The organism is Streptomyces sp. AC558_RSS880 (assembly GCF_019049255.1).
GTDB lineage: Bacteria > Actinomycetota > Actinomycetes > Streptomycetales > Streptomycetaceae > Streptomyces.
On the sequence record NZ_JAGMUJ010000150.1, the window covers coordinates 108,916 to 128,132 of the forward strand.

Here is a 19,217-nt window from a genome sequence, read left to right on the forward strand (position 1 = left end):
GATCAGGTGGTGGGGTCGTCGTCGAAGCTGGCGTAGTAGGCGGCGGCCATGTCCTCGTCGCCGTGGCCCCGGGCGTCGGCCCGCTCGAACCGTTCGGCGCTCGCGGCGGCCACGTCCAGGCGGACGCCGTGCTGCTCACCGGCCCGCACGATCAGTCTGGCGTCCTTCGCCGCGGTCGTCACGGCGAACTGGGCCGGGGTCAGCCGCCCCTCGAGGATCATCCCGGCCTTGGCGCGCAGATAGCCCATGTCGAGCGGGCCGCCGGCGATGAGGTCGAAGAAGCCGTCCGGTGCGACGTCGAGGGCTTCGGCCAGGGCGAGGGCCTCACCGGCGGCGGTGGTCGCGGCGAGCACCCAGCTGTTGGCGACCAGCTTCAGGCGGGTCGCGCCGGCCGTGGCGCCGTCCTCCCCGGTCCACACGGTGCGGGCACCCACCGCGTCGAACACCGGGGTCACCCTGTCGCGGCCCTCGGCGGGGCCGGCGGCGAGCACGGTCAGCTGTCCGGCCTCGGCCGGCTGGCGGGTGCCGAGGACCGGGGCGTCGTAGAAGAGCAGGTCGTGCTCGCGGGCGAAACCGGCCAGTTCGGCGACGCCCTCGATGCCCGCGGTGGTGGACTGCGCCCAGACGGTTCCGCCGCGCAGGGCGGGGGCGGCCCTGCGCATCGTCTCCAGGGTGGCCGGGCCGTCGTACAGCATGGTCAGCACGACGTCGGCGGACTCGACCGCCTCGGCGGGGGTGCCGGCGATGTGCGCGCCGTCGGCGGCGAGCGGTTCGGCCTTCGCGCGGGTGCGGTTCCAGGCCCGTACGGCGTGCCCGGCGCGCAGGAGGTTGCGGGCCATCGCCGCGCCCATGATGCCGGTACCCAGGACGCTGACGGTGAGCTTCTCGGTCATGAGGTCGCTTTCTGTCTGTCGGGCTGCCTTATCGCACCAGTGCCCCGAGAGGATCGTCCAGCACCGGCTGCCAGGCCAGTTCCGCCGCGCCGACCAGGCTGTTGTGGTCCAGGGTGCAGGGAAGGATGGGGACGCCGCCGCTGCGGCCCCACAGGCTGCGGTCGGCGACGACGGCGCGCAGCCGGTCCGGGTCGGCCTCCAGCAGGGTGCGGTGCAGGCCGCCGAGGATGATCCGGTCCGGGTTGAGGATGTTCACCAGTCCGGCGAGGCCCAGGCCGAGCCGGTCGATGAGGGACTCGGTGGCGGTGCGCACGTCCGGGTCGTCGTACTGGCCGCGGATCAGGTCCTCGGCCTGCTTCAGCAGGGAGAACTCGGGGCCCGGCGCGCGGCCCGCCGCGGTGAGCAGCGCCAGCGGGTCCGCCTCGACGTCGAGACAGCCGCGGCTGCCGCAGTGGCAGGGGCGGCCGTCGGGGTTGACGGCGAGGTGGCCGACCTCCAGGGCGAGGCCCGAACTGCCCGAGTGCAGGCGGCCGTCGAGCACCAGCGCGCCGCCCACGCCGCGGTGGCCGGTGGCCACGCACAGCAGGTCGCGGGAGCCGCGCCCGGCGCCGTGCCGGTGTTCGGCGAGGGCGGCGAGGTTGACGTCGTTGGCCGCGAAGGCGGGCCCCTCCAGACCGGCCGCGCGCACCTGCTCGGCGAAGATCTCCCGCACCGGTGCGCCCGCGGGCCAGGCCAGGTGCAGGGGGTTGAGGGCGAGCCCTTCCGGTTCGGCCACCGCCGACGGCACGGCGAGCCCGGCGCCCACGCACCGCCGTCCGGTCTCCCGCAGCAGCTCGGCGCCGGCCGCGACGACGGAGCCGAGCACCTTCGCGGGGTCGGCGTCGACGACCTCGCAGCCGGGTGCCGTGGCGACGATACGGCCGCCCAGCCCGACCAGGGCCGCCCGGAAACCGTCGGAGTGCACCTGCGCGGCGAGCGCCACGGGCCCGTCCTCGGCGACCGAGAGCCGGTGCGAGGGGCGCCCTTGGGAACCGGCCGCCGCGCCGGGCCGGGCGTCCACCCGGATCAGCCCGAGCGCCTCCAGTTCGGCGGCGACCGCGCCGGCCGTCGCGCGGGTCACGCCCAGCTCGGCGGTGAGCACCGCGCGGGTCGGCGCGCGTCCGGTGTGCACGAGCTCCAGCGCGGGTCCGAGCGCGCCGCGCCCCCGGTCCAGCCGCGTCCTCGAGGTGGTCCCTTCCCCCGCCGGCCGGGGGTCCGCCTTCCCGCTCATGAACGCGAGTCTCCCATGATCCGCAAACCGGCGCGGACTACGGGCCGCCGACCCGCAGCGTGATGTTCAGCCTTCCGGCCAGTCCCAACTCGGGCGGTGCCGTGCCCGCGTGCACCCGGGGGACGCCGTGGTACGCGAGCCGGGAGGGTCCGCCGAAGACGAACAGGTCGCCGCTGCGCAGCTCCACGTCCGTCCAGGGGCGGGTCCGGGTCGCCGTGTTGCCGAAGCGGAAGACGCAGGTGTCGCCGAGGCTCAGCGACACCACGGGCGCGTCCGCCTTCTCGTCGCTGTCGCGGTGCATGCCCATGCGGGCGTCGCCGTCGTAGAAGTTGACGAGCGCGATGTCGTACGCGGCACCGCGCGCGGCGTCCGCGCCCAGCGCGTTGGTCACCGCGCGGCGGCCCAGTTCGCCGAGCCACGCGGGGAACGGTTTCACCGGCGCGCCGTCACCGTCGACGACGGTGCGGGCGTAGCCGTACGGATACCAGTGCCGGCCGAGGCACACCTGCCGGGCGGTCATGGTGCCGCCGCCGGGCGTGCGGACGGTGCGCAGTCCGGCGGGCGGCCTCGCCCAGTCCCGGCAGGCGTCCAGCAGCCCGCGCTGCGCCCGCGCGTCCAGCCAGTCCGGCACGTGCACCGCGCCGGGCGCGATCTCTCCGCGTGCCCGGGGGAACAGCTCGGCGTCCATGCCTCCCATCCTGCCGGACGCACCCTGAGCTGCGGCTGGGCTAGCCTGGTCGGACGATGAACGACCGTATGACGACCGCGTGGGGCGAGCCGGCGCTGGCCAGGTTCCCCGAGGACCCGAGGGACAGGCTGCGCGCCTGGGACGCGTCCGACGAGTACCTCCTCAGACATCTCGCCGAACGGCGGATCCCGCTGTCCGGCACGGTCGTGGCCGTCGGCGACCGCTGGGGCGCGCTGGTCACGGCGCTCGCCGCGCACCGGCCGACGCAGATCACCGACTCCTGGCTCGGGCAGGAGGCGACCCGCGCGAACCTGGCGCGCAACGGCGTCGAGCCGGGCGCGGTCCGGCTGCTGACCACGCAGGATCCCCCGCCGGACCGGATCGACGTCCTGCTCGTCCGCGTGCCGAAGAGCCTGGCGCTGCTGGAGGACCAGCTGCTGCGGCTGGCGCCGGCGGTGCACGAGGGCACCGTCGTCGTCGGCGCCGGCATGGTGAAGGAGATCCACACCTCGACGCTGGACCTCTTCGCGCGGATCCTCGGCCCGACCAGGACCTCGCTCGCCGAGAAGAAGGCCCGGCTGATCCTGTGCACCCCGGATCCCACGCTGCGGCGCCCCGGGAACCCCTGGCCGTACCGCTACCCGCTGCCCGACGGCATCGGCCCGGTGTCGGGTGCGACGGTCGTCAACCACGCCGGCGTCTTCTGCGCCGACCGCCTCGACATCGGCACCCGGTTCTTCCTGCGGCACCTGCCCGCCGGCGGGAACGGCGGACGGGTGGTGGACCTGGGCTGCGGCAACGGCGTCGTCGGTACGGCGATGGCGCTGGCCGACCCGCGCGCCGAGGTGCTGTTCGTGGACGAGTCGTTCCAGGCGGTGGCGTCCGCTCAGGCCACGTACCGGGAGAACGACGTGCCCGGACACGCCGAGTTCCGGGTCGGCGACGGCCTGTCGGGCGTACCGGCCGGCAGTGTCGACCTCGTCCTGAACAACCCGCCCTTCCACTCCCACCAGGCGACCACCGACGCCACGGCCTGGCGCATGTTCACCGGCGCCCGGCGCGCCCTGCGCCGGGGCGGCGAACTGTGGGTGATCGGCAACCGTCACCTGGGGTACCACGTGAAGCTGCGACGGCTGTTCGGCAACAGCGAAGTGGTGGCCTCGGACCCGAAGTTCGTGGTCCTGAAGGCCGTGAAGCGCTGACTCAGGACGGCGCCGGGACCGCGCCCAGCGCCTCGATGATCCCCGTCACCGCCCGTGTCATCGCCTCCCGGCCCACCGTGAGGTAGCCGCGGGAGTCGACCGCCTCGGGGTGGGCGGTGAGGAATTCCCTGATCGCGCCGGTCATGGCGATGTTCAGGGCCGTTCCCACGTTGACCTTGGTGATGCCGCCCGCGACCGCCGCGGCGAGTTCCCGGTCGGGGAGGCCGGAGGAACCGTGCAGGACGAGGGGGACGTCCAGGGCGGCGGCCAGCCGTTCGAGGAGGGCGTGGTCGAGGGTGGCGGTGCGGGTGGTCATGGCGTGGGTGGTGCCGATGGCGACGGCCAGCGCGTCCACGCCGGAGGCGGCGACGAAGGCGCGGGCCTGGGCGGGGTCGGTACGGGCGCCCGGGGCGTGGGCGTCCGGCGCGGCCTGCCCGCCCTTGCCGCCGATCTCGCCCAGTTCGGCCTCGATCCAGAGCCCCCGGGCGTGGGCCCAGTCGACGGCGGCCCGGGTGGCGGCGAGGTTGTCGGCGTAGGGCAGCCGGGCCGCGTCGTACATCACGGAGCCGAATCCGGCGTCCGGGGCCTGGCGCAGCAGGGTGTCGCTCCGGACGTGGTCGAGGTGCAGGGCGACGGGGACGGTGGCGCGTTCGGCGGCGGCGACGGCGGCGCGGGCGAGCGGGAGCAGCCGGCCGTGGCGGAACTTCACGGCGTTCTCGCTGACCTGGAGGACGACGGGGGCGTTCGCCGATTCGGCGCCGGCGACGACGGCCTCGACGTGTTCGAGGGTGATGACGTTGAACGAGGCGACCGCCGAGCGGCGGGCGGCGGCGCGGGTGACGAGCTCGCCGGTGGTGGTGAGGGGCACGGTCCGTCCTTTCCTGCGGAGTTCCGTCCTTTCCCCTGCGGTCAGGGCGCGAGGACGACCGAGCGGGTGAGGTGGCGGGGCCGGTCGGGGTCCAGGCCGCGGGCCGCGGCGACGGCGACCGCGAGCCGCTGGACGCGGACGAGTTCGGCGAGCGGGTCGAGGCTGCCCCCGATCCACAGTCCGCCGGTGTCACGGACCTGTCGGGCCAGCCCCTCCGGTGCGTCGCCGAGCATCCAGGTCGCGGTGGTGGAGGTGGTGATGCTGATGGGTCCGTGCCGGTACTCCATCGCCGGGTAGGCCTCCGTCCAGGCGAGGGCCGCCTCGCGCATCTTCAGTGCGGCCTCGTTGGCCAGGCCGACGGTCCAGCCGCGGCCGAGGAAGGTGAACTGGGCGCGGTCCACGAGCCCTTCGGGCAGCGGTTCACGGAGGGCCGTACGCCCGTCCTCGACGACCGCTTCGGTGTGCAGGCCCAGGTGGGCGCGGAGCAGGGTGAGGGCCGTGGTGGCGAACCGGGTCTGGACGACGGAGCGCTCGTCCGCGTGGTCGAGGACGACCGTCTCGTCGGCGAGCGACATCACGGGGGTGGCCGGGTCGGCGGTGACCGCGGTGGTGCGCGTGCCGCCCTTCAGCCGGCCCAGCAGGTCGAGGACCTCGGTGGTGGTGCCGGAGCGGGTGAGGGCGACGACGTGGTCGTAGGCCCGGTGCCGCGGGAACTCCGAGGCGGCGAAGGCGTCGGTCTCGCCCAGGCCCGCGTCCTCACGCAGGGCCGCGACCGCCTGCGCCATGAAGTACGACGTCCCGCAGCCGACCACCGCGACCCGCTCCCCCGCCGCCGGGAGGACCGGGGCGTGGGACGCGGCCTGCGCGGCGGCACGGCTCCAGCACTCGGGCTGACTGCTCAGTTCGTCCTCGACATGGGTCATGCCGCACCCCCGAAGGCTTGGTGATTGTTCTTGCAAGATTGAGCGAGGTTTCGAGCAAAATCAAGCATTCGGTCGAAGGGTGGGTGCGTTAGGGTCGCCGGGGACCACGGGAGACGGGAGGGCGGAGGATGTCGCGGGACGCCCGCTGGAAGGCGCTGCTGGAGCTGCTCGTCGAGCGCGGCCGGCTGGACGTCGAGGAGGCGGCCGGTGAGCTGGCGGTGTCGGCCGCGACGATCCGGCGCGACTTCGACCGGCTCGCCGAGCAGCAGATGCTGGTGCGCACCCGTGGCGGCGCGGTGGTGCACGGGGTGTCGTACGAGCTGCCGCTGCGCTACAAGACCGCGCGGCACGCCTCCGAGAAGCAGCGCGTCGCGAAGGCGGTGGCGGGGCTCGTCGCGCCGGGCGAGGCGGTCGGGCTGACCGGCGGTACGACCACCACGGAGGTGGCGCGGGCGCTGGCCGTGCGCGGGGACCTCGCCTCGGGCGCGCCCGCGCTGACCGTGGTGACGAATGCGCTGAACATCGCCAACGAGCTGGTCGTGCGGCCGCAGTTCAAGATCGTGCTGACCGGCGGGGTGGCGCGGGCCCAGTCGTACGAGCTGGTCGGGCCGCTCGCGGACGGGGTGCTGGGACAGATCACCCTCGATGTGACGGTGCTCGGTGTCGTCGCGTTCGACGCCGTGCACGGGGCGGCGGCCCACGACGAGGCGGAGGCGGCGGTCAACCGGCTGCTGTGCGAGCGGGCCGAGCGGGTGATCGTGGCCGCCGAATCCAGCAAACTGGGCCGGCGGGCGTTCGCCCGGATCTGCGCGGCCGATTCGGTGGACACCCTGGTCACGGACTCGGGAGCGGACGCCGGGACGGTACGCCGCTTCGAGGAGGCGGGAGTGCGGGTCGTGGTGGCCTGAGCCGGTCCGGCCGGGGCTGCCTAAGCTGGCACATGAGCACGGCGTGCCGGCCCAGGGAGGCTGCGATGGACGGGACGACCAGGGAACGGGACGGGACCGGGCCGCGCCGGTACGTACCGATCGCCGACCACGGGCTGATCGGCGATCTGCGCAGTGTGGCGCTGGTGGGGACCGACGGCACCATCGACTGGTACTGCTGTCCGTCCTTCGACGCGCCGAGCGTGTTCGGGGCGATCCTGGACGCCGAGCGGGGCGGCTGCTTCGAACTGGCGGCGGCCGCACCGGCCCGCACCAAGCAGTTCTACTTCCCCGACACCAACGTCCTGATCACCCGGTTCTTCACCGAGGACGGGGTCGGTGAGGTGCAGGACTTCATGCCGGTCGGCGGCACGCCGGCCGACGAGGCCCGGCACCGGCTGATCCGGCGGGTGCTGTGCGCACGCGGCTCCGTGCCGTTCCGGACGCGGGTGGCGCCGCGGTTCGATTACGGTTCCCGCCGGCACACCGTGCGGCTGACCGGCGGCGTCGCGGTCTTCGACTCCGAGGAGCTGTCCCTGGCGCTCACCGCGACCGTCCCGATGGAGACCGACGGGCCGGACGTACGGGCCGAGTTCAAGCTGACCGAGGGGGAGACGGCGGTGTTCGCCCTGGACCAGGTCGGCCCGGAGGTGGCTCCGGACCGCTGCGAGTGCGGGGAGGCGGAGCGGCAGTTCGGTGCGACGGTGGCGTACTGGAGGCGGTGGCTGTCCTCGTCGCGGTACCGGGGCCGCTGGCGGGAGATGGTGCACCGCTCCGCCCTCACCCTGAAGCTGCTCACCTACGCGCCGACCGGGGCGATCGTGGCGGCGCCGACGACCAGCCTGCCCGAGGAGCTCGGCGGGGAACGCAACTGGGACTACCGGTACGTGTGGGTGCGCGACGCGGCGTTCTGCGTGTACGCGCTGCTGCGGCTGGGCTTCACCGAGGAGGCCGAGGCGTTCATGGGGTTCGTCTCCCGGCACATCAGTCCGGGCGACTGCAAGGCCTCAGGCCCGCTGCAGATCATGTACGGCATCGACGGCCGCACCGACCTCCCCGAGCGTGAGCTCGGGCATCTCGAGGGCCACCACGGCTCGGCACCGGTCCGCGTCGGCAACGCGGCGGCCGACCAGCTGCAACTGGACGTCTACGGGGCGTTGATCGACTCCATCTACCTCTACGACAAGTGGGCCGAGCCCGTCTCCAGCGAGCAGTGGGACCATGTGACGGCGCTGGTGGACTGGGTGTGCGCGCACTGGGACCAGCCCGACGAGGGCATCTGGGAGACCCGCGGCGGACGGAAGAACTTCCTGTACTCGCGTCTGATGTGCTGGGTGGCGATCGAGCGCGCCGTCCGCATGGCCAACCGGCGCGGCCTGCCCGCGGACCTCCCCCGCTGGCAGGCGAGCCGGGACACCATCTACCGGCGGATCATGGACCGCGGCTGGTCGGCGTCGCGCCGGGCCTTCGTGCAGCACGAGGACGGGGAGGTGCTGGACGCGGCGGTCCTGATGATGCCGATGGCGAAGTTCATCGCGCCGACCGACCCGAAGTGGCTGTCGACGCTCGACTCGCTCACCGAGGACCTGGTGTCCGACTCGCTGGTCTACCGCTACGACCCGCTGGTGAGCCCCGACGGGCTGCACGGTGCCGAGGGTACGTTCTCCATCTGCTCGTTCTGGTACGTCGAGGCGCTGACCCGTGCCGGGCGGCTCGACGAGGCGTCCCTCGCCTTCGAGAAGATGCTGACGTACGGCAACCATCTCGGCCTGTACGCCGAGGAGATCAGCCACACCGGGGAGCAGCAGGGCAACTTCCCGCAGGCGTTCACCCACCTCGCCCTGATCAGCGCCGCGTTCAATCTGGACCGTGCCCTGGGCTGAGGCTCAGTGGCCGTGGCCGTCGGAGTGCTCCGGCGTGCCGCTCGACGGTGCCTGCTCCCCGGCGTGGACGGTGAAAGCGGCCGTGCGGACGACGCCGTCGTGCTTGAAGTCCAGGAACAGCCGGTAGCTGCCGGTGCTGGGCGCCGTGGCCGTGAAGGAGACCGCCGGTCCGGACTCGGTCCTGCCGTCGCCCGGTTCGCCGCCCGGGTGGACGTGCAGGTAGGCGAGATCCCCGGCCCGCAGGGCGACCAGGTGGCCGTAGGCGCCGAGGTAGGGCTGGAGGTCGGTGACCGGCTCGCCGTCGCGGGAGACGGACAAGCGCAGTTCGCTCGCCCGTCCGGGACGCAGGGTCCCGGTCAGCTCGACCTCGTAGCCGTCGACGCGGGCCGTGCCGGTGGCCGGCGGCAGCTCCTGCGGACGGTAGGGACCGGAGGCGGCGAGGTCGGCACCGAGGGTGAGGTTCTCCGCGCCCTTCCGCGCCGGGGTGAAGTCGGCGAAGACCCGGTAGCCGCCGGCCCGGGGCAGGTCGACGGGGGTGGCCCAGGTGCCGTCGGCGGCGCGGGCGGGATGCAGGTGCCGGTAGGTGAGCAGGTCGCGGGAGGCGACGATGAGGTGGAGCTCCTTGTCGTGCTCGCGGCGGTACTCGGTGACGGCCCGGCCGCGGTCGTCCCGGACGGTGAAGCGCAGTTCGGTGCGGTGCCCGGCGGTGACGCGCGGGGTCTTCAGATCGAGGGTGTAGCCGCCCTCGGAGATCTGCAGCCCGCCCGCCGGGGGCGTCTCGTGTCCCGTGTGGCCGTCGCCCTTCTCCGCCCCCGGTGCGGAGGGGGTGTGCCGCTCGTCGTGCGCCGGCGCCCGGTCCGCGACGACCGGGTCGAGTCCCTCGCCGACGCCGTAGGCCGTGCCGAAGGTGGCGGCCAGGGCGGCGGCGAACGCGGTGATCTTCAGTCCGGTGTTCATGGCCGTGACTCCTCGGAAGTGGGGACCCGCGGCTCACGTTGAGCCGCTCCATGCAGCTCACGATACCCCTGGGGGGTATCAAGTCAAGTCCTGCCCACGCTTGCACCTCATACCCGTGGGGGGTATACATGGAGATCGTCCGGCGGGTACCCCCGCCCCGTATCCACTCCAGGAGCGATCATGACCGTCCGTACAGCCGGTGCCGATGCCGAGGTGGAGCTCGCCATCGGCGGGATGACCTGCGCCTCGTGCGCCGCGCGGATCGAGAAGAAGCTCAACCGGATGGAGGGGGTCACCGCCACCGTCAACTACGCGACCGAGAAGGCCAGGGTGAGCTACGGCGGTGAGGTCACCGTCGGCGACCTGATCGCCACGGTCGAGGCCACCGGATACACGGCCCAGCGCCCCGCACCACCCGACGAGCCCTCCGGGGAGGACTCCGAGCCCGACGGACTCCGGCCGCTCAGGCAGCGGTTGGTGACAGCCGTGGCGCTGGCCGTCCCCGTCATCGCGATGGCCATGGTCCCCGCCCTGCAGTTCGAGTACTGGCAGTGGCTGTCACTGACGCTCGCGGCGCCGGTCGTCACGTACGCCGCCTGGCCGTTCCACAGGGCCGCGTTCACCAACGCCCGGCACGGCGCGGCCACCATGGACACGCTGATCTCGGTCGGCACGTCGGCCGCGTTCCTGTGGTCGCTGTGGGCGCTGTTCTTCGGCACCGCGGGCACCCCGGGGATGACGCACCCGTTCGAGCTGACCGTCGCCCGCAGCGACGGCGCCGGGAACATCTACCTGGAGGCCGCGGCCGGAGTGACCGCCTTCATCCTGGCCGGCCGCTATTTCGAGGCCCGCGCCAAGCGCAAGGCCGGTGCGGCCCTGCGCGCCCTGCTGGAGCTCGGCGCGAAGGACGTCACCGTACTGACCCCCGACCACGGGGAAAGGACGGTCCCGGTGGCCGAGCTGCGGACCGGCGACCGCTTCCTGGTGCGCCCCGGCGAGAAGATCGCGACCGACGGAACCGTCGTGGAGGGATCCTCCGCGGTGGACGCCTCGATGCTCACGGGCGAGTCGGTGCCGGTGGAGGTGGCCGCCGGCGACCCGGTCACCGGGGCCACGATCAACGTCGGCGGCAGGCTCGTCGTGGAAGCCACGAGGGTGGGCGCCGACACCCAGCTCGCCCGCATGGCCAGGCTGGTCGAGGACGCGCAGAACGGCAAGGCCGCCGCCCAGCGGCTCGCCGACAGGATCTCCGCGGTCTTCGTCCCCGTCGTCCTCGCCCTCGCCCTGGGCACCCTCGGCTTCTGGCTCGGCAACGGCGCCGGTCTCACGGCCGCGTTCACCGCCGCCGTGGCGGTCCTGATCATCGCCTGCCCCTGCGCCCTCGGCCTGGCCACCCCCACCGCCCTGATGGTCGGCACCGGCCGCGGCGCCCAGCTCGGCATCCTCATCAAGGGCCCCGAGGTCCTGGAGTCCACCCGCCGCGTCGACACCGTGGTCCTCGACAAGACCGGCACGGTGACCACGGGCCGGATGACCCTGCTGGCCGTGCACACCGCCGAGGGCACCGACGAGGCCGAAGCACTGCGGCTCGCGGGCGCGTTGGAGCACAGCTCGGAGCACCCGATCGCACGGGCCGTCGCCGACGGCGCCCGGCAGAAGGTGGGCGAACTGCCCACACCGGAGGACTTCGCGAACGTGCCCGGGCTCGGTGTCCAGGGCGTCGTCGAGGGCCACGCGGTCCTCGTCGGCCGGGAGGGCCTGCTCCGGGAGTGGGCGCTGGAGCTGCCCGAGGACCTGAGGCGGGCCGGGGAGCGGGCCGAGGCGGCCGGACACACCGCCGTCCTGGCCGCCTGGGACGGTGCGGCGCGCGCGGTCCTGGAGATCGCCGACGCGGTGAAGGAGACCAGCCCCGAGGCGATCCGCCGGCTGCGGGCACTCGGACTGCGGCCGGTCCTGCTGACCGGGGACAACGAGGCGGTGGCCCGGACCGTCGCCCGCGAGGTCGGCGTCGAGGAGGTCATCGCCGAGGTGCTGCCGCAGGACAAGGTGGACGTCGTCAAGCGGCTCCAGGCGCAGGGCCGTTCGGTCGCCATGGTCGGCGACGGGGTCAACGACGCGGCGGCGCTCGCCCAGGCCGATCTGGGCCTGGCCATGGGCACCGGCACGGACGCCGCGATCGAGGCCGGCGACCTCACCCTCGTCCGCGGGGACCTGCGGGCCGCGGCGGACGCCATCCGGCTCGCCCGCCGCACCCTGGGCACCATCCGGTCCAACCTGTTCTGGGCCTTCGCCTACAACGTCGCCGCCCTGCCGCTCGCCGCGGCCGGACTGCTCAACCCGATGATCGCCGGAGCCGCCATGGCCTTCTCCTCGGTCTTCGTGGTCGGCAACTCGCTGCGTCTGCGCACCTTCCGGGCCGGCTGACCGGGGTGGGCGAACCCGTGCGGATGGATCATGCGTACCGTGGGCACCTGGTGATTCGTCCACGATGCCACTGCGGGAGAGACAGATGAGCGAGCCGCCCACCACCGACCAGGACGTCACCCGTCCGCTCACCAGGCCCGTACCGCCCGCCGACGGACTGCGCAGGGTCGCCGCCGCGGTCCTCGGCGACCTCAGAGCCGTGGACGGCGCCCTGTACGCGGCGGTCGCCGCCACGCCGACGCCGACGCTCGACCGGGCGCTGCGCAGACTGTCCCACACGGCCGACCACTCCAAGATCTCGTTCGTCATCGCCGGGGCCCTCGCCCTGAGCGGGGCCCGGCCGCGGCGGGCGGCGCTGGCGGGGGTGGGGGCGGTCGCCGTGGCGTCGGCGTCGGCGAACCTGCTGGGGAAGCGGCTGGTGCGCAGGGATCGGCCGGACCGGGAGGCCGCGCGGGTGACCGTGGACCGGCATGTGCCCATGCCGACGTCGGCGTCGTTCCCTTCGGGGCACACGGCGTCGGCGGTCGCGTTCGCCACGGCGGTCGGGACGGTGCTGCCCGCGGCGTCGGTGCCGTTGGGGGCGCTGGCGTGTGCGGTGGGGTACTCGCGGGTGCACACGGGTGTGCACTATCCGGGCGATGTGGCCGCCGGGGCCATCCTCGGCATCGCCAGTGCGGCCACCGCGCTGGCCGTGGGCGCGGCCCGGCTTCCGGCGTCGTACGCCCCGCACCGGATGCGGTCCCTGCGCCGGCCGTGACCCACGGACGCCGGCGCGGCCCGCTCCGCGGCCGCCGGTGACGGGGACGGCGCCCCGGCCGCCCGTCGACCGCGTTCCCGCGCCCGCGGGGCTCAGCCCGAACGAGCGATGACCTGTCCGACGACGGAGCAGCGCCTCCCGCACCGGGGACAGGTCGCCTCACCGAAGGCATGGGTCAGGGCGTGCGCCACGTCCTCGTGGCCGTCCGCCAGGGCCAGCCCGTGCAGGCGGCGGCCGAGGCCGTCGAGGGCATCGGGAGCGGCCGGGTGGAGCGGGAGGGTCTCGACACCGTCGGAGAGGGCGTGGTCCTCCGACGTACTGAAGAAGCCCCGCTCGCCGATGACCACCCACAGCACCTCGGAGCAGTCCTCATCAGGGCATTCGAGCTCGTACTCCTCACTGACGAGGCCCCAGACCAGATCCTCTCCCCAGGAGATGTCGCCCTCCAGGTTCAGGACCGCCTCGAGCAGGTAGCAGTAGCCGTCCCGGTCCCCGGTGACCCGGCGCCACCGGTGGGCGGCGGCCAGCAGGCGTGCGACCTCGGGTGCCCGTCGGTCCCGCAGCTCCCGGGTCTCGTGCCGCTGATCGGCCTGGACCAGGAGTGCGCCGGCCAGGTGGAGGGCCGAAGCGGCCGTGTCGGCGTCGTCCCCCTCGGCCATGTCCGTCAGCGCGGGCAGCACCAGCGGGTGGGACACGTCGAGCGAACCGTTGTGATACAGCTCCGTCCAGAGGTCGCTCCAGACCTGGCTGTCCCGGCCGGCGGCGGCACGTTCCAGCAGGGCGGCCGGACGGCCGGAACCGGCTTCGTCCACAGGGGGAAACGGGGAGTTGCTCGTCACCCGCGACATCCAAGCAGACTCCGCCGGGCCGACGGCACCGGGAGGATCCCGGCGACGTCCGTGCGGGCGGCGGGTTCACCCGCTCCCGTACGGCACGGTGACCCCCGGCAGCGCGTACTCGTCCCGCCGCCCGCACATCCCGTACCCGCCGCGCCGGCTGGGTTCCGCCTCGTACGCCGTCGCCCCGGCCAGATGGGTGAGGTCTCCGCCCGCCAGCGCGTCCAGCTGCGCGCCCGTGCGTTCCGCGGCCGCCAGCGCACCCGCCCGCCACAACTCCCGCCACACCGGAACCCGTTCCCGCACCAGTCGCGCGGCCGCCCGCAGGAACTCCCGGTACGGCCCGTCGTCACCGGCACAGAGCGCCTCGCGCAGCACGAGGTACCCCTCGACCGCGAGGTCCCGCCGTCGCCGCGCCGCCGCCTCCACCCGGGTGTCCGTACCGGCCGGGAGCGTCGCGGCGTCCGCGTACCGTCCGGGGTCGGCCAGCACCTCCGCCGGGAAGGTGAACACGGCGTCCCCGGCCTCCGGCAGCCCGCTGTTCTGCATCAGCACCGTGACCCGCAGATCCCCGCCCTGCACCATCCGGTGCACGGTCCCCGGCGTGAACCAGGCCACCGTCCCCGGCCGCAGCGGGATGTCCCGGTAGCCGTCGGGGCTCAGCGTCTGCACGGCGCCCCGGCCGCCGGTCACGACGTACGCCTCCGTGCACACCAGGTGCAGATGCGGACTGCCGCCGCACACCCCGTCGGCGGCCTCCCAGTCGTAGGCGCTGAGATGCGACAGGCCGACCGCGCCGGGGAGCGGAGCGGGCCCGCTCACCACGGCAGACCGTCCAGATGCTTCTCCACCCGCTCCCGGTCCCACACCCCGTCCGCGACCACGATGCGGTACCGGTACGCGAACGACTCCCCCGGCGGCAGCGCGAACTCCTCGAAGAACGCCCACGAGAACGCGACCGACGGTATGGGCTGCGAGCGCACGAACCAGTGCGACGGGTGGACGGCGCTCCCGTCGAGGTTCTCCGGCGCGTGCGCGAAGACGAGCGTGGAGTGACCGTCGTGCTCGTCGTGTTCGGCGCTGAACGAGAGCCACGGCGCCCGCGTGCCCATGAGTTCTCCGGCCTCGGCACCGGCACCCGCGCCGACGTCCGGCACGAGGACCGTACCGCCCGTGAAGTCGCGCGGCCCGCGCCACTGCAGCCCGGTGTAGCCGGCCATCTCACGGCCGGCGGTGGTGGGCGAGCCGAACTCCAGTGCCACCTCACGCAGGTTGGTGAGCCGGATCGACCAGTCCAGCACCCAGGCCCCGGCCGCCACGTCCACCGAGTGGACGCTCAGCCCGCGTTCCTCGCGCGCCCACTCGGCGCCCCCGTTCTCCACCCAGGTGAGGTCCTCGGTGCAGTCGAAGCGCTCCTCCCCGGCCTCGAACGCGGAGAAGCCGTCGTGCCGCATGGAGCCGATCCGCTCGGGCAGCGCCAGGTAACCCCGCCCGTGCACATAGGAGTTGCCGCCCCAGAAGTTCTGCCCGGACAGGTGGCTGGCCGTCATCTGCAGCCCTTTGTGCCAGCGGTGGTCGTTGGGCCGGTACCCGGTCACCGTGTGCCCGGCGAGCGTGCGCACCGGATGGGCGTACGGCTTGCGGGACTCGAACGGCTCGGGGTCGGGCCGGTAGACGTAGCGGAGGATCTCGGTGCCGCCCGGTGCCGTCACCGTGACGGACTCGCCGTGACGGTGGGTGACGCGGATGCTCATGCGCGCTCCTCGGTCGCCCAGTCGAGCCGGCCGCCGTGCATGGCCGCGTGGAAGGGGTCGCCGGGCGTGATCTCGCCGGCCCGCACCGGTCGCCCGGTGAACGCGGCCTTGTACAGCGCGGCGGCGAACTCCAGGGTGCCGCGCGCCTCCTGGCCGCTGCCCGGTGGCCGCACCCCCGCGTCGTAGGCGTCGAGCAGGGTCTTCAGCTGGGCCGTGTGCGAGCTGGGGACGTCGAGCGCCGGAGCGCGCCAGGCGGCGGCCCGCTCGGCGGGGACGTGCCGGGCCGGGGTGTAGGTCCAGTCGTCGTTGCCGTGCCCGTAGAGGTGGGTGAGTTCGACCGTGGCGTCGGCGCAGTCGACGCGGACGCGGCTCACCTCGTCCGGGGAGAGCACGCTGTTGACGACGGTCGCGAGCGCGCCGCCACGGAAGCGGACCAGGGCGGTGGAGACGTCCTCGCTCTCGGTGTCGTGGACGAGGCGCGCCGCCATGGCCCGTATCTCCTCCCACTCGCCGAGCAGGTGCAGCAGCAGGTCGTACTGGTGGATGCCGTGCCCCATGGTGGGTCCGCCGCCCTCGGTGGCCCAGCGTCCGCGCCAGGGCACGGAGTAGTACGCGGCGTCCCGGTGCCAGGTGGTCTGGCAGTGCGCGACCAGCGGGGCGCCCAGTTCACCGCTGCGGATCAGCTCGCGGGCGTGGGCGGCGCCGGAGCCGTAGCGGTGCTGGAAGACCACGGACGCGTACGCCCCGGACGCCTCCTCGGCGGCCGCGATGTCGTCGTACTCGGCGAGCGACAGGCACAGCGGCTTCTCGCACAGCACCCACGCGCCGGCCTTGAGGGCGGCCACCGTCTGCTCCCGGTGGAGCGAGGGCGGGGTCCCGATCAGCACCAGGTCCGGCCGTACGGCGTCCAGCATCGCGCTCATCGAGGTGAACCCGGCGACCTGCTCCCCCGCGGAGGCGCGGAAGGCGTCGAGCCGGCCCTGGTCCACGTCGACGGCGGCGACCAGTTCGGTGCGGTCGGCGTGGGCGCGCAGCGCGGGCAGATGGCCGCCGCTGACGATGGCGCCGGTGCCGACGACGGCGACACGGCGGCGGACGGGGGACAAGGACATGCGGCGCTCCTCGGAACGACGACGACGGCAGGCCGGGCAGCGTTCAGAAAGCGCTTTCCCTCACAGTCGACCCTAGGCCCGCGCGCAGGCAGCGACAACCCCGTGTCCCGATTTCGGGATCATCGGAAGCCCGCGGCTCCCCTACGCCCGCGCCCCGCCCTCCGAGCGCAGCCCTCCGCCCTGCCCCAGCAACCGGTACCGCCGCTCGGGCCGCCCCGTCGCCCCGTACCGCAACGACACCTCCACGGCGCCCACGGTGTGGAAGTACTCCAGATACCGGCGGGCGCTGACCCGCGAGACCCCGGTCAGAGCCGCGCACTCGGTGGCCGACAGGGTGCCGTCGGTCTCGCGCAGGGTGCGCTCGACCAGCCCCGCGGTCTCCGCGCTCATGCCCTTGGGCAGCACCGGGGCCGCCGGCCCCGCCACCCCGGCCAGCACCCGGTCGACGTCCGCCTGACCGCGGACCACCGTGTCGAGCAGCCGGCCGCGCCGGCCGGCGTAACGCTCCAGGCGCCCGCGCAGGTCCTCGAAGTCGAACGGCTTGAGCAGATAGTCGACGACCCCGTGCCGGACCGCGCCGCGCACCGCGTCCGCCTCCCGGGCGGCGCTGATGACCATCACGTCACAGTCGTGCCCGGCGGTCCGCAGCCGAGGAATGACGTCGAGACCGAAGAGGTCGGGCAGGTACAGATCGAGCAGCACCAGATCGGGACGGAGTTCGTCCACGGCGGCGATGGCCTGCTCACCGGTCCCGGCGACACCGACGACCCGGAACACGTCGAGGCGTTCGACGTAGGCGCGGTGCACCCGGGCCACCCGGAAGTCGTCGTCGACCACGAGTACGTCGATCGCGTCGACGGCCGCGGGCGCGGACCGCCCGTCCGTCGTGCTGCTCATCGGTTCCGCTCCTTCCGCCACCGCGTCGGTGAGGTGGCCGCGGCCACCGGGGCGGCGGCCGTCACATCCGGCGGCCACGACGCAGCGCCGCGCGGGCGCCGGAACCGTCCATCATGGCCCTCACCTGCGGCCGGGGAAAGAGACGTGCACCACTGACGGCCTCCCGCTGACGCAATGACCACAACCTCCATTGGTTCCGCAAGCGCGACAGCCCGGCGGCGCGCGGGCACCATGTGGCCCGCGTCACCCTCCCCCCACAGGGCATGGCGTGATCTCCAGACGACCGACCGACAGGTGGTGGCACTCGTGCGCCTGCGCACACCCCTCGCCCTGCTCGGGGCCGCCGTGCTCGTACTCGTGGGCCCGCCGCTGCTCACGACCGGCAGCGGCACCGAGACCGGCACGCAGATCCCGGGTCTGCGCTTCATGGTTCCCAACTCGCCCGGCGGCGGCTACGACATCACGGCCCGTACGGCCGCGAAGAACGCCGAGGACGCCGGGCTCACCCACACCATCGAGGTGTTCAACCTGCCCGGCGCCGGCGGCACCGTCGGATTGAGCCGGCTGGTGAGCGAGCACGGCAACGGCAAGCTCGCCATGTCGATGGGCCTGGGCGTGGTCGGCGCCGTCCGCTCCAACGACGCGCCGAAGACCCTGGCGGACACCACCCCGATCGCCCGGCTCACCGAGGAGCAGGACGTCGTCGTGGTCGCCAAGGACTCTCCGTACAGGACGATCGACGATCTGATCGGCGCCTGGAAGGAGAACCCCGGCAAGCTCCCGGTGGGCGGCGGGTCCTCCCCCGGCGGGCCCGACCACCTCGCGCCGATGCTGATGGCGCGGGCCGCCGGGATCCCCCCGAAGCAGGTCAACTACATCCCCTTCGACGGCGGCGGCGAACTGCTCGCCTCGATCCTCGGCAACAAGGTGGCCTTCGGCGTCTCCGGCGTCGGCGAGTACCTCGACCAGATCAAGTCCGGTGAGCTGCGCCTGCTCGCGGTCACCGGCCCGGAGCGGGTCGACGGCCTCGACGCGCCCACGCTCGAGGAGGCGGGCTACGACGTGAGTTTCACCAACTGGCGCGGCATCGTCGCCCCGCCCGGCCTCACCGACGCCGAGCGCGACAAGCTCGTCCGCCTGGTGCGGGAGCTGCACGACTCGAAGGAGTGGCGGGAGTCGATGCGGCGCAACGGCTGGGACGACGCCTTCCTGACCGGCGAGGAGTTCGGCGCGTTCCTGGACTCCGAGGACAAGCGCGTGGTCTCGGTGCTGAAGGAGCTCGGACTGTGACGACCTCGACCACCGACACGTCGCCGGCGCCCGCCGCCGGACGGCGCTCCTGGCTCCGCGACCACTCCGAACTCGGCGTCTGCGTACTGCTGCTGGCCCTCGGCGTGCTCGTCCTGACCGACGCGCTCACCATGGACGTCGACATCGCCCAGCGCGGGCCCGTCGGCCCGAAGACCGTGCCGGTCGTGGTCGGGATCGGGCTGCTCGTCGTGGCCGCCCTGCTCGCCGTCGACGTGCTGCGCGGCGGCCGGGGGCAGGCCGAGTCCGGCGAGGACGTCGACCTGTCCGAACCCGCCGACTGGCGCACGGTGCTGCTGCTGACGGGAGTGTTCCTCGGCGCCGCCGTCCTCATCGAGCCGCTCGGCTTCCCCGTCGCGGGCGCCCTGCTCTTCTGGGGCGCGGCCTTCGCGCTCGGCAGCCGCAGGCCCGACCGCGATCCGCTGATCGCGGCGGTGGTCTCCTTCGTCACCTACGCCGTGTTCAACAACCTGCTCGGAGTGCCGCTGCCCGGCGGTCCGCTGATGGGAGTGCTGTGAC

At 73.8% G+C, this 19,217-nt stretch carries 18 protein-coding genes; 7 read left to right on the forward strand and 11 right to left on the reverse strand.

Annotated elements, in window-relative coordinates; all coding sequences use genetic code 11:
* Nucleotides 1–2: 2 nt before the first annotated feature.
* The 3 genes from KUM38_RS33630 to KUM38_RS33640 are packed head-to-tail and all read right to left on the reverse strand — an operon-like array spanning nucleotide 3 to nucleotide 2,851.
* Nucleotides 3–893, reverse strand: coding sequence for an NAD(P)-dependent oxidoreductase (locus KUM38_RS33630; protein ID WP_217135149.1), 891 nt, complete (start codon nucleotides 891–893; stop codon nucleotides 3–5).
* Nucleotides 894–921: 28 nt separating this feature from the next.
* Nucleotides 922–2,163: an ROK family protein gene (locus KUM38_RS33635; RefSeq protein ID WP_217135151.1), complete on the reverse strand. Its 1,242-nt coding sequence runs from the start codon at nucleotides 2,161–2,163 to the stop codon at nucleotides 922–924.
* Between the two features lie 37 nt (nucleotides 2,164–2,200).
* Nucleotides 2,201–2,851, reverse strand: coding sequence for an alpha-ketoglutarate-dependent dioxygenase AlkB (locus KUM38_RS33640; protein ID WP_217135154.1), 651 nt, complete (start codon nucleotides 2,849–2,851; stop codon nucleotides 2,201–2,203).
* A gap of 68 nt (nucleotides 2,852–2,919) precedes the next feature.
* Here KUM38_RS33640 and KUM38_RS33645 point away from each other — a divergent pair, with 68 nt between their 5' ends.
* On the forward strand, nucleotides 2,920–4,053 hold the full coding sequence (locus KUM38_RS33645; RefSeq protein ID WP_217135156.1) for a methyltransferase: 1,134 nt from the start codon (nucleotides 2,920–2,922) through the stop codon (nucleotides 4,051–4,053).
* A gap of 1 nt (nucleotide 4,054) precedes the next feature.
* On the opposite strand, the gene KUM38_RS33650 is transcribed toward KUM38_RS33645, so the two are convergent.
* Nucleotides 4,055–4,921: a class II fructose-bisphosphate aldolase gene (locus KUM38_RS33650; protein ID WP_217135158.1), complete on the reverse strand. Its 867-nt coding sequence runs from the start codon at nucleotides 4,919–4,921 to the stop codon at nucleotides 4,055–4,057.
* 41 nt (nucleotides 4,922–4,962) lie between these two features.
* The gene (locus KUM38_RS33655; protein ID WP_217135159.1) at nucleotides 4,963–5,844 is read right to left on the reverse strand and encodes an SIS domain-containing protein; all 882 of its coding nucleotides are present in this window, start codon (nucleotides 5,842–5,844) and stop codon (nucleotides 4,963–4,965) included.
* 128 nt (nucleotides 5,845–5,972) lie between these two features.
* Here KUM38_RS33655 and KUM38_RS33660 point away from each other — a divergent pair, with 128 nt between their 5' ends.
* Both KUM38_RS33660 and KUM38_RS33665 read left to right on the forward strand, forming a co-directional pair.
* Nucleotides 5,973–6,752, forward strand: a complete 780-nt coding sequence (locus tag KUM38_RS33660; RefSeq protein WP_217135161.1) for a DeoR/GlpR family DNA-binding transcription regulator — start codon at nucleotides 5,973–5,975, stop codon at nucleotides 6,750–6,752.
* A gap of 65 nt (nucleotides 6,753–6,817) precedes the next feature.
* On the forward strand, nucleotides 6,818–8,653 hold the full coding sequence (locus tag KUM38_RS33665; RefSeq protein WP_217135163.1) for a glycoside hydrolase family 15 protein: 1,836 nt from the start codon (nucleotides 6,818–6,820) through the stop codon (nucleotides 8,651–8,653).
* A 3-nt stretch (nucleotides 8,654–8,656) separates the two neighbouring features.
* Here the strand turns inward: KUM38_RS33665 and KUM38_RS33670 are convergent, their stop codons facing one another.
* The gene (locus tag KUM38_RS33670) at nucleotides 8,657–9,610 is read right to left on the reverse strand and encodes a DUF748 domain-containing protein (protein WP_217135165.1); all 954 of its coding nucleotides are present in this window, start codon (nucleotides 9,608–9,610) and stop codon (nucleotides 8,657–8,659) included.
* Between the two features lie 180 nt (nucleotides 9,611–9,790).
* Here KUM38_RS33670 and KUM38_RS33675 point away from each other — a divergent pair, with 180 nt between their 5' ends.
* Together KUM38_RS33675 and KUM38_RS33680 are read left to right on the forward strand one after the other, a co-directional pair.
* Entirely contained in the window at nucleotides 9,791–12,034 is a 2,244-nt protein-coding gene (locus KUM38_RS33675) for a cation-translocating P-type ATPase (RefSeq protein WP_217135168.1), read from the forward strand.
* Nucleotides 12,035–12,119: 85 nt separating this feature from the next.
* Entirely contained in the window at nucleotides 12,120–12,791 is a 672-nt protein-coding gene (locus KUM38_RS33680; protein ID WP_217135170.1) for a phosphatase PAP2 family protein, read from the forward strand.
* Between the two features lie 92 nt (nucleotides 12,792–12,883).
* On the opposite strand, the gene KUM38_RS33685 is transcribed toward KUM38_RS33680, so the two are convergent.
* The 5 genes from KUM38_RS33685 to KUM38_RS33705 form a co-directional block, all read right to left on the reverse strand.
* Nucleotides 12,884–13,630 carry a hypothetical protein gene (locus KUM38_RS33685; RefSeq protein ID WP_217135172.1) on the reverse strand — a complete coding sequence of 249 codons (747 nt, stop codon included), beginning with the start codon at nucleotides 13,628–13,630 and terminating at the stop codon, nucleotides 12,884–12,886.
* A 75-nt stretch (nucleotides 13,631–13,705) separates the two neighbouring features.
* On the reverse strand, nucleotides 13,706–14,452 hold the full coding sequence (locus tag KUM38_RS33690; protein WP_217135174.1) for a cupin: 747 nt from the start codon (nucleotides 14,450–14,452) through the stop codon (nucleotides 13,706–13,708).
* Nucleotides 14,446–15,381 carry a PmoA family protein gene (locus KUM38_RS33695; RefSeq protein WP_217135176.1) on the reverse strand — a complete coding sequence of 312 codons (936 nt, stop codon included), beginning with the start codon at nucleotides 15,379–15,381 and terminating at the stop codon, nucleotides 14,446–14,448. The genes KUM38_RS33690 and KUM38_RS33695 overlap by 7 nt, the downstream gene beginning before the upstream one ends.
* Nucleotides 15,378–16,493 (reverse strand): Gfo/Idh/MocA family protein, encoded by a 1,116-nt coding sequence (locus KUM38_RS33700; protein WP_217135178.1) that lies wholly within the window; start codon nucleotides 16,491–16,493, stop codon nucleotides 15,378–15,380. Before KUM38_RS33700 ends, KUM38_RS33695 begins: the two co-directional genes overlap by 4 nt.
* A gap of 141 nt (nucleotides 16,494–16,634) precedes the next feature.
* Nucleotides 16,635–17,390, reverse strand: coding sequence for a response regulator (locus KUM38_RS33705; protein ID WP_217135180.1), 756 nt, complete (start codon nucleotides 17,388–17,390; stop codon nucleotides 16,635–16,637).
* Between the two features lie 306 nt (nucleotides 17,391–17,696).
* Here KUM38_RS33705 and KUM38_RS33710 point away from each other — a divergent pair, with 306 nt between their 5' ends.
* Nucleotides 17,697–18,680, forward strand: coding sequence for a tripartite tricarboxylate transporter substrate binding protein (locus KUM38_RS33710; RefSeq protein WP_217135631.1), 984 nt, complete (start codon nucleotides 17,697–17,699; stop codon nucleotides 18,678–18,680).
* Entirely contained in the window at nucleotides 18,677–19,216 is a 540-nt protein-coding gene (locus tag KUM38_RS33715) for a tripartite tricarboxylate transporter TctB family protein (RefSeq protein ID WP_217135182.1), read from the forward strand. Before KUM38_RS33710 ends, KUM38_RS33715 begins: the two co-directional genes overlap by 4 nt.
* Nucleotide 19,217 lies beyond the last annotated feature (1 nt).

Excerpts from the sequence above, each read along its gene's own strand:
- KUM38_RS33630 (WP_217135149.1), bottom strand. The coding sequence starts at position 893 with ATGACCGAGAAGCTCACCGTCAGCGTCCTGGGTACCGGCATCATGGGC.
- KUM38_RS33635 (WP_217135151.1), bottom strand. The coding sequence starts at position 2,163 with ATGAGCGGGAAGGCGGACCCCCGGCCGGCGGGGGAAGGGACCACCTCG.
- KUM38_RS33640 (WP_217135154.1), bottom strand. The coding sequence starts at position 2,851 with ATGGACGCCGAGCTGTTCCCCCGGGCACGCGGAGAGATCGCGCCCGGC.
- KUM38_RS33645 (WP_217135156.1), top strand. The coding sequence starts at position 2,920 with ATGACGACCGCGTGGGGCGAGCCGGCGCTGGCCAGGTTCCCCGAGGAC.
- KUM38_RS33655 (WP_217135159.1), bottom strand. The coding sequence starts at position 5,844 with ATGACCCATGTCGAGGACGAACTGAGCAGTCAGCCCGAGTGCTGGAGC.
- KUM38_RS33660 (WP_217135161.1), top strand. The coding sequence starts at position 5,973 with ATGTCGCGGGACGCCCGCTGGAAGGCGCTGCTGGAGCTGCTCGTCGAG.
- KUM38_RS33665 (WP_217135163.1), top strand. The coding sequence starts at position 6,818 with ATGGACGGGACGACCAGGGAACGGGACGGGACCGGGCCGCGCCGGTAC.
- KUM38_RS33670 (WP_217135165.1), bottom strand. The coding sequence starts at position 9,610 with ATGAACACCGGACTGAAGATCACCGCGTTCGCCGCCGCCCTGGCCGCC.
- KUM38_RS33675 (WP_217135168.1), top strand. The coding sequence starts at position 9,791 with ATGACCGTCCGTACAGCCGGTGCCGATGCCGAGGTGGAGCTCGCCATC.
- KUM38_RS33680 (WP_217135170.1), top strand. The coding sequence starts at position 12,120 with ATGAGCGAGCCGCCCACCACCGACCAGGACGTCACCCGTCCGCTCACC.
- KUM38_RS33695 (WP_217135176.1), bottom strand. The coding sequence starts at position 15,381 with ATGAGCATCCGCGTCACCCACCGTCACGGCGAGTCCGTCACGGTGACG.
- KUM38_RS33700 (WP_217135178.1), bottom strand. The coding sequence starts at position 16,493 with ATGTCCTTGTCCCCCGTCCGCCGCCGTGTCGCCGTCGTCGGCACCGGC.
- KUM38_RS33705 (WP_217135180.1), bottom strand. The coding sequence starts at position 17,390 with ATGAGCAGCACGACGGACGGGCGGTCCGCGCCCGCGGCCGTCGACGCG.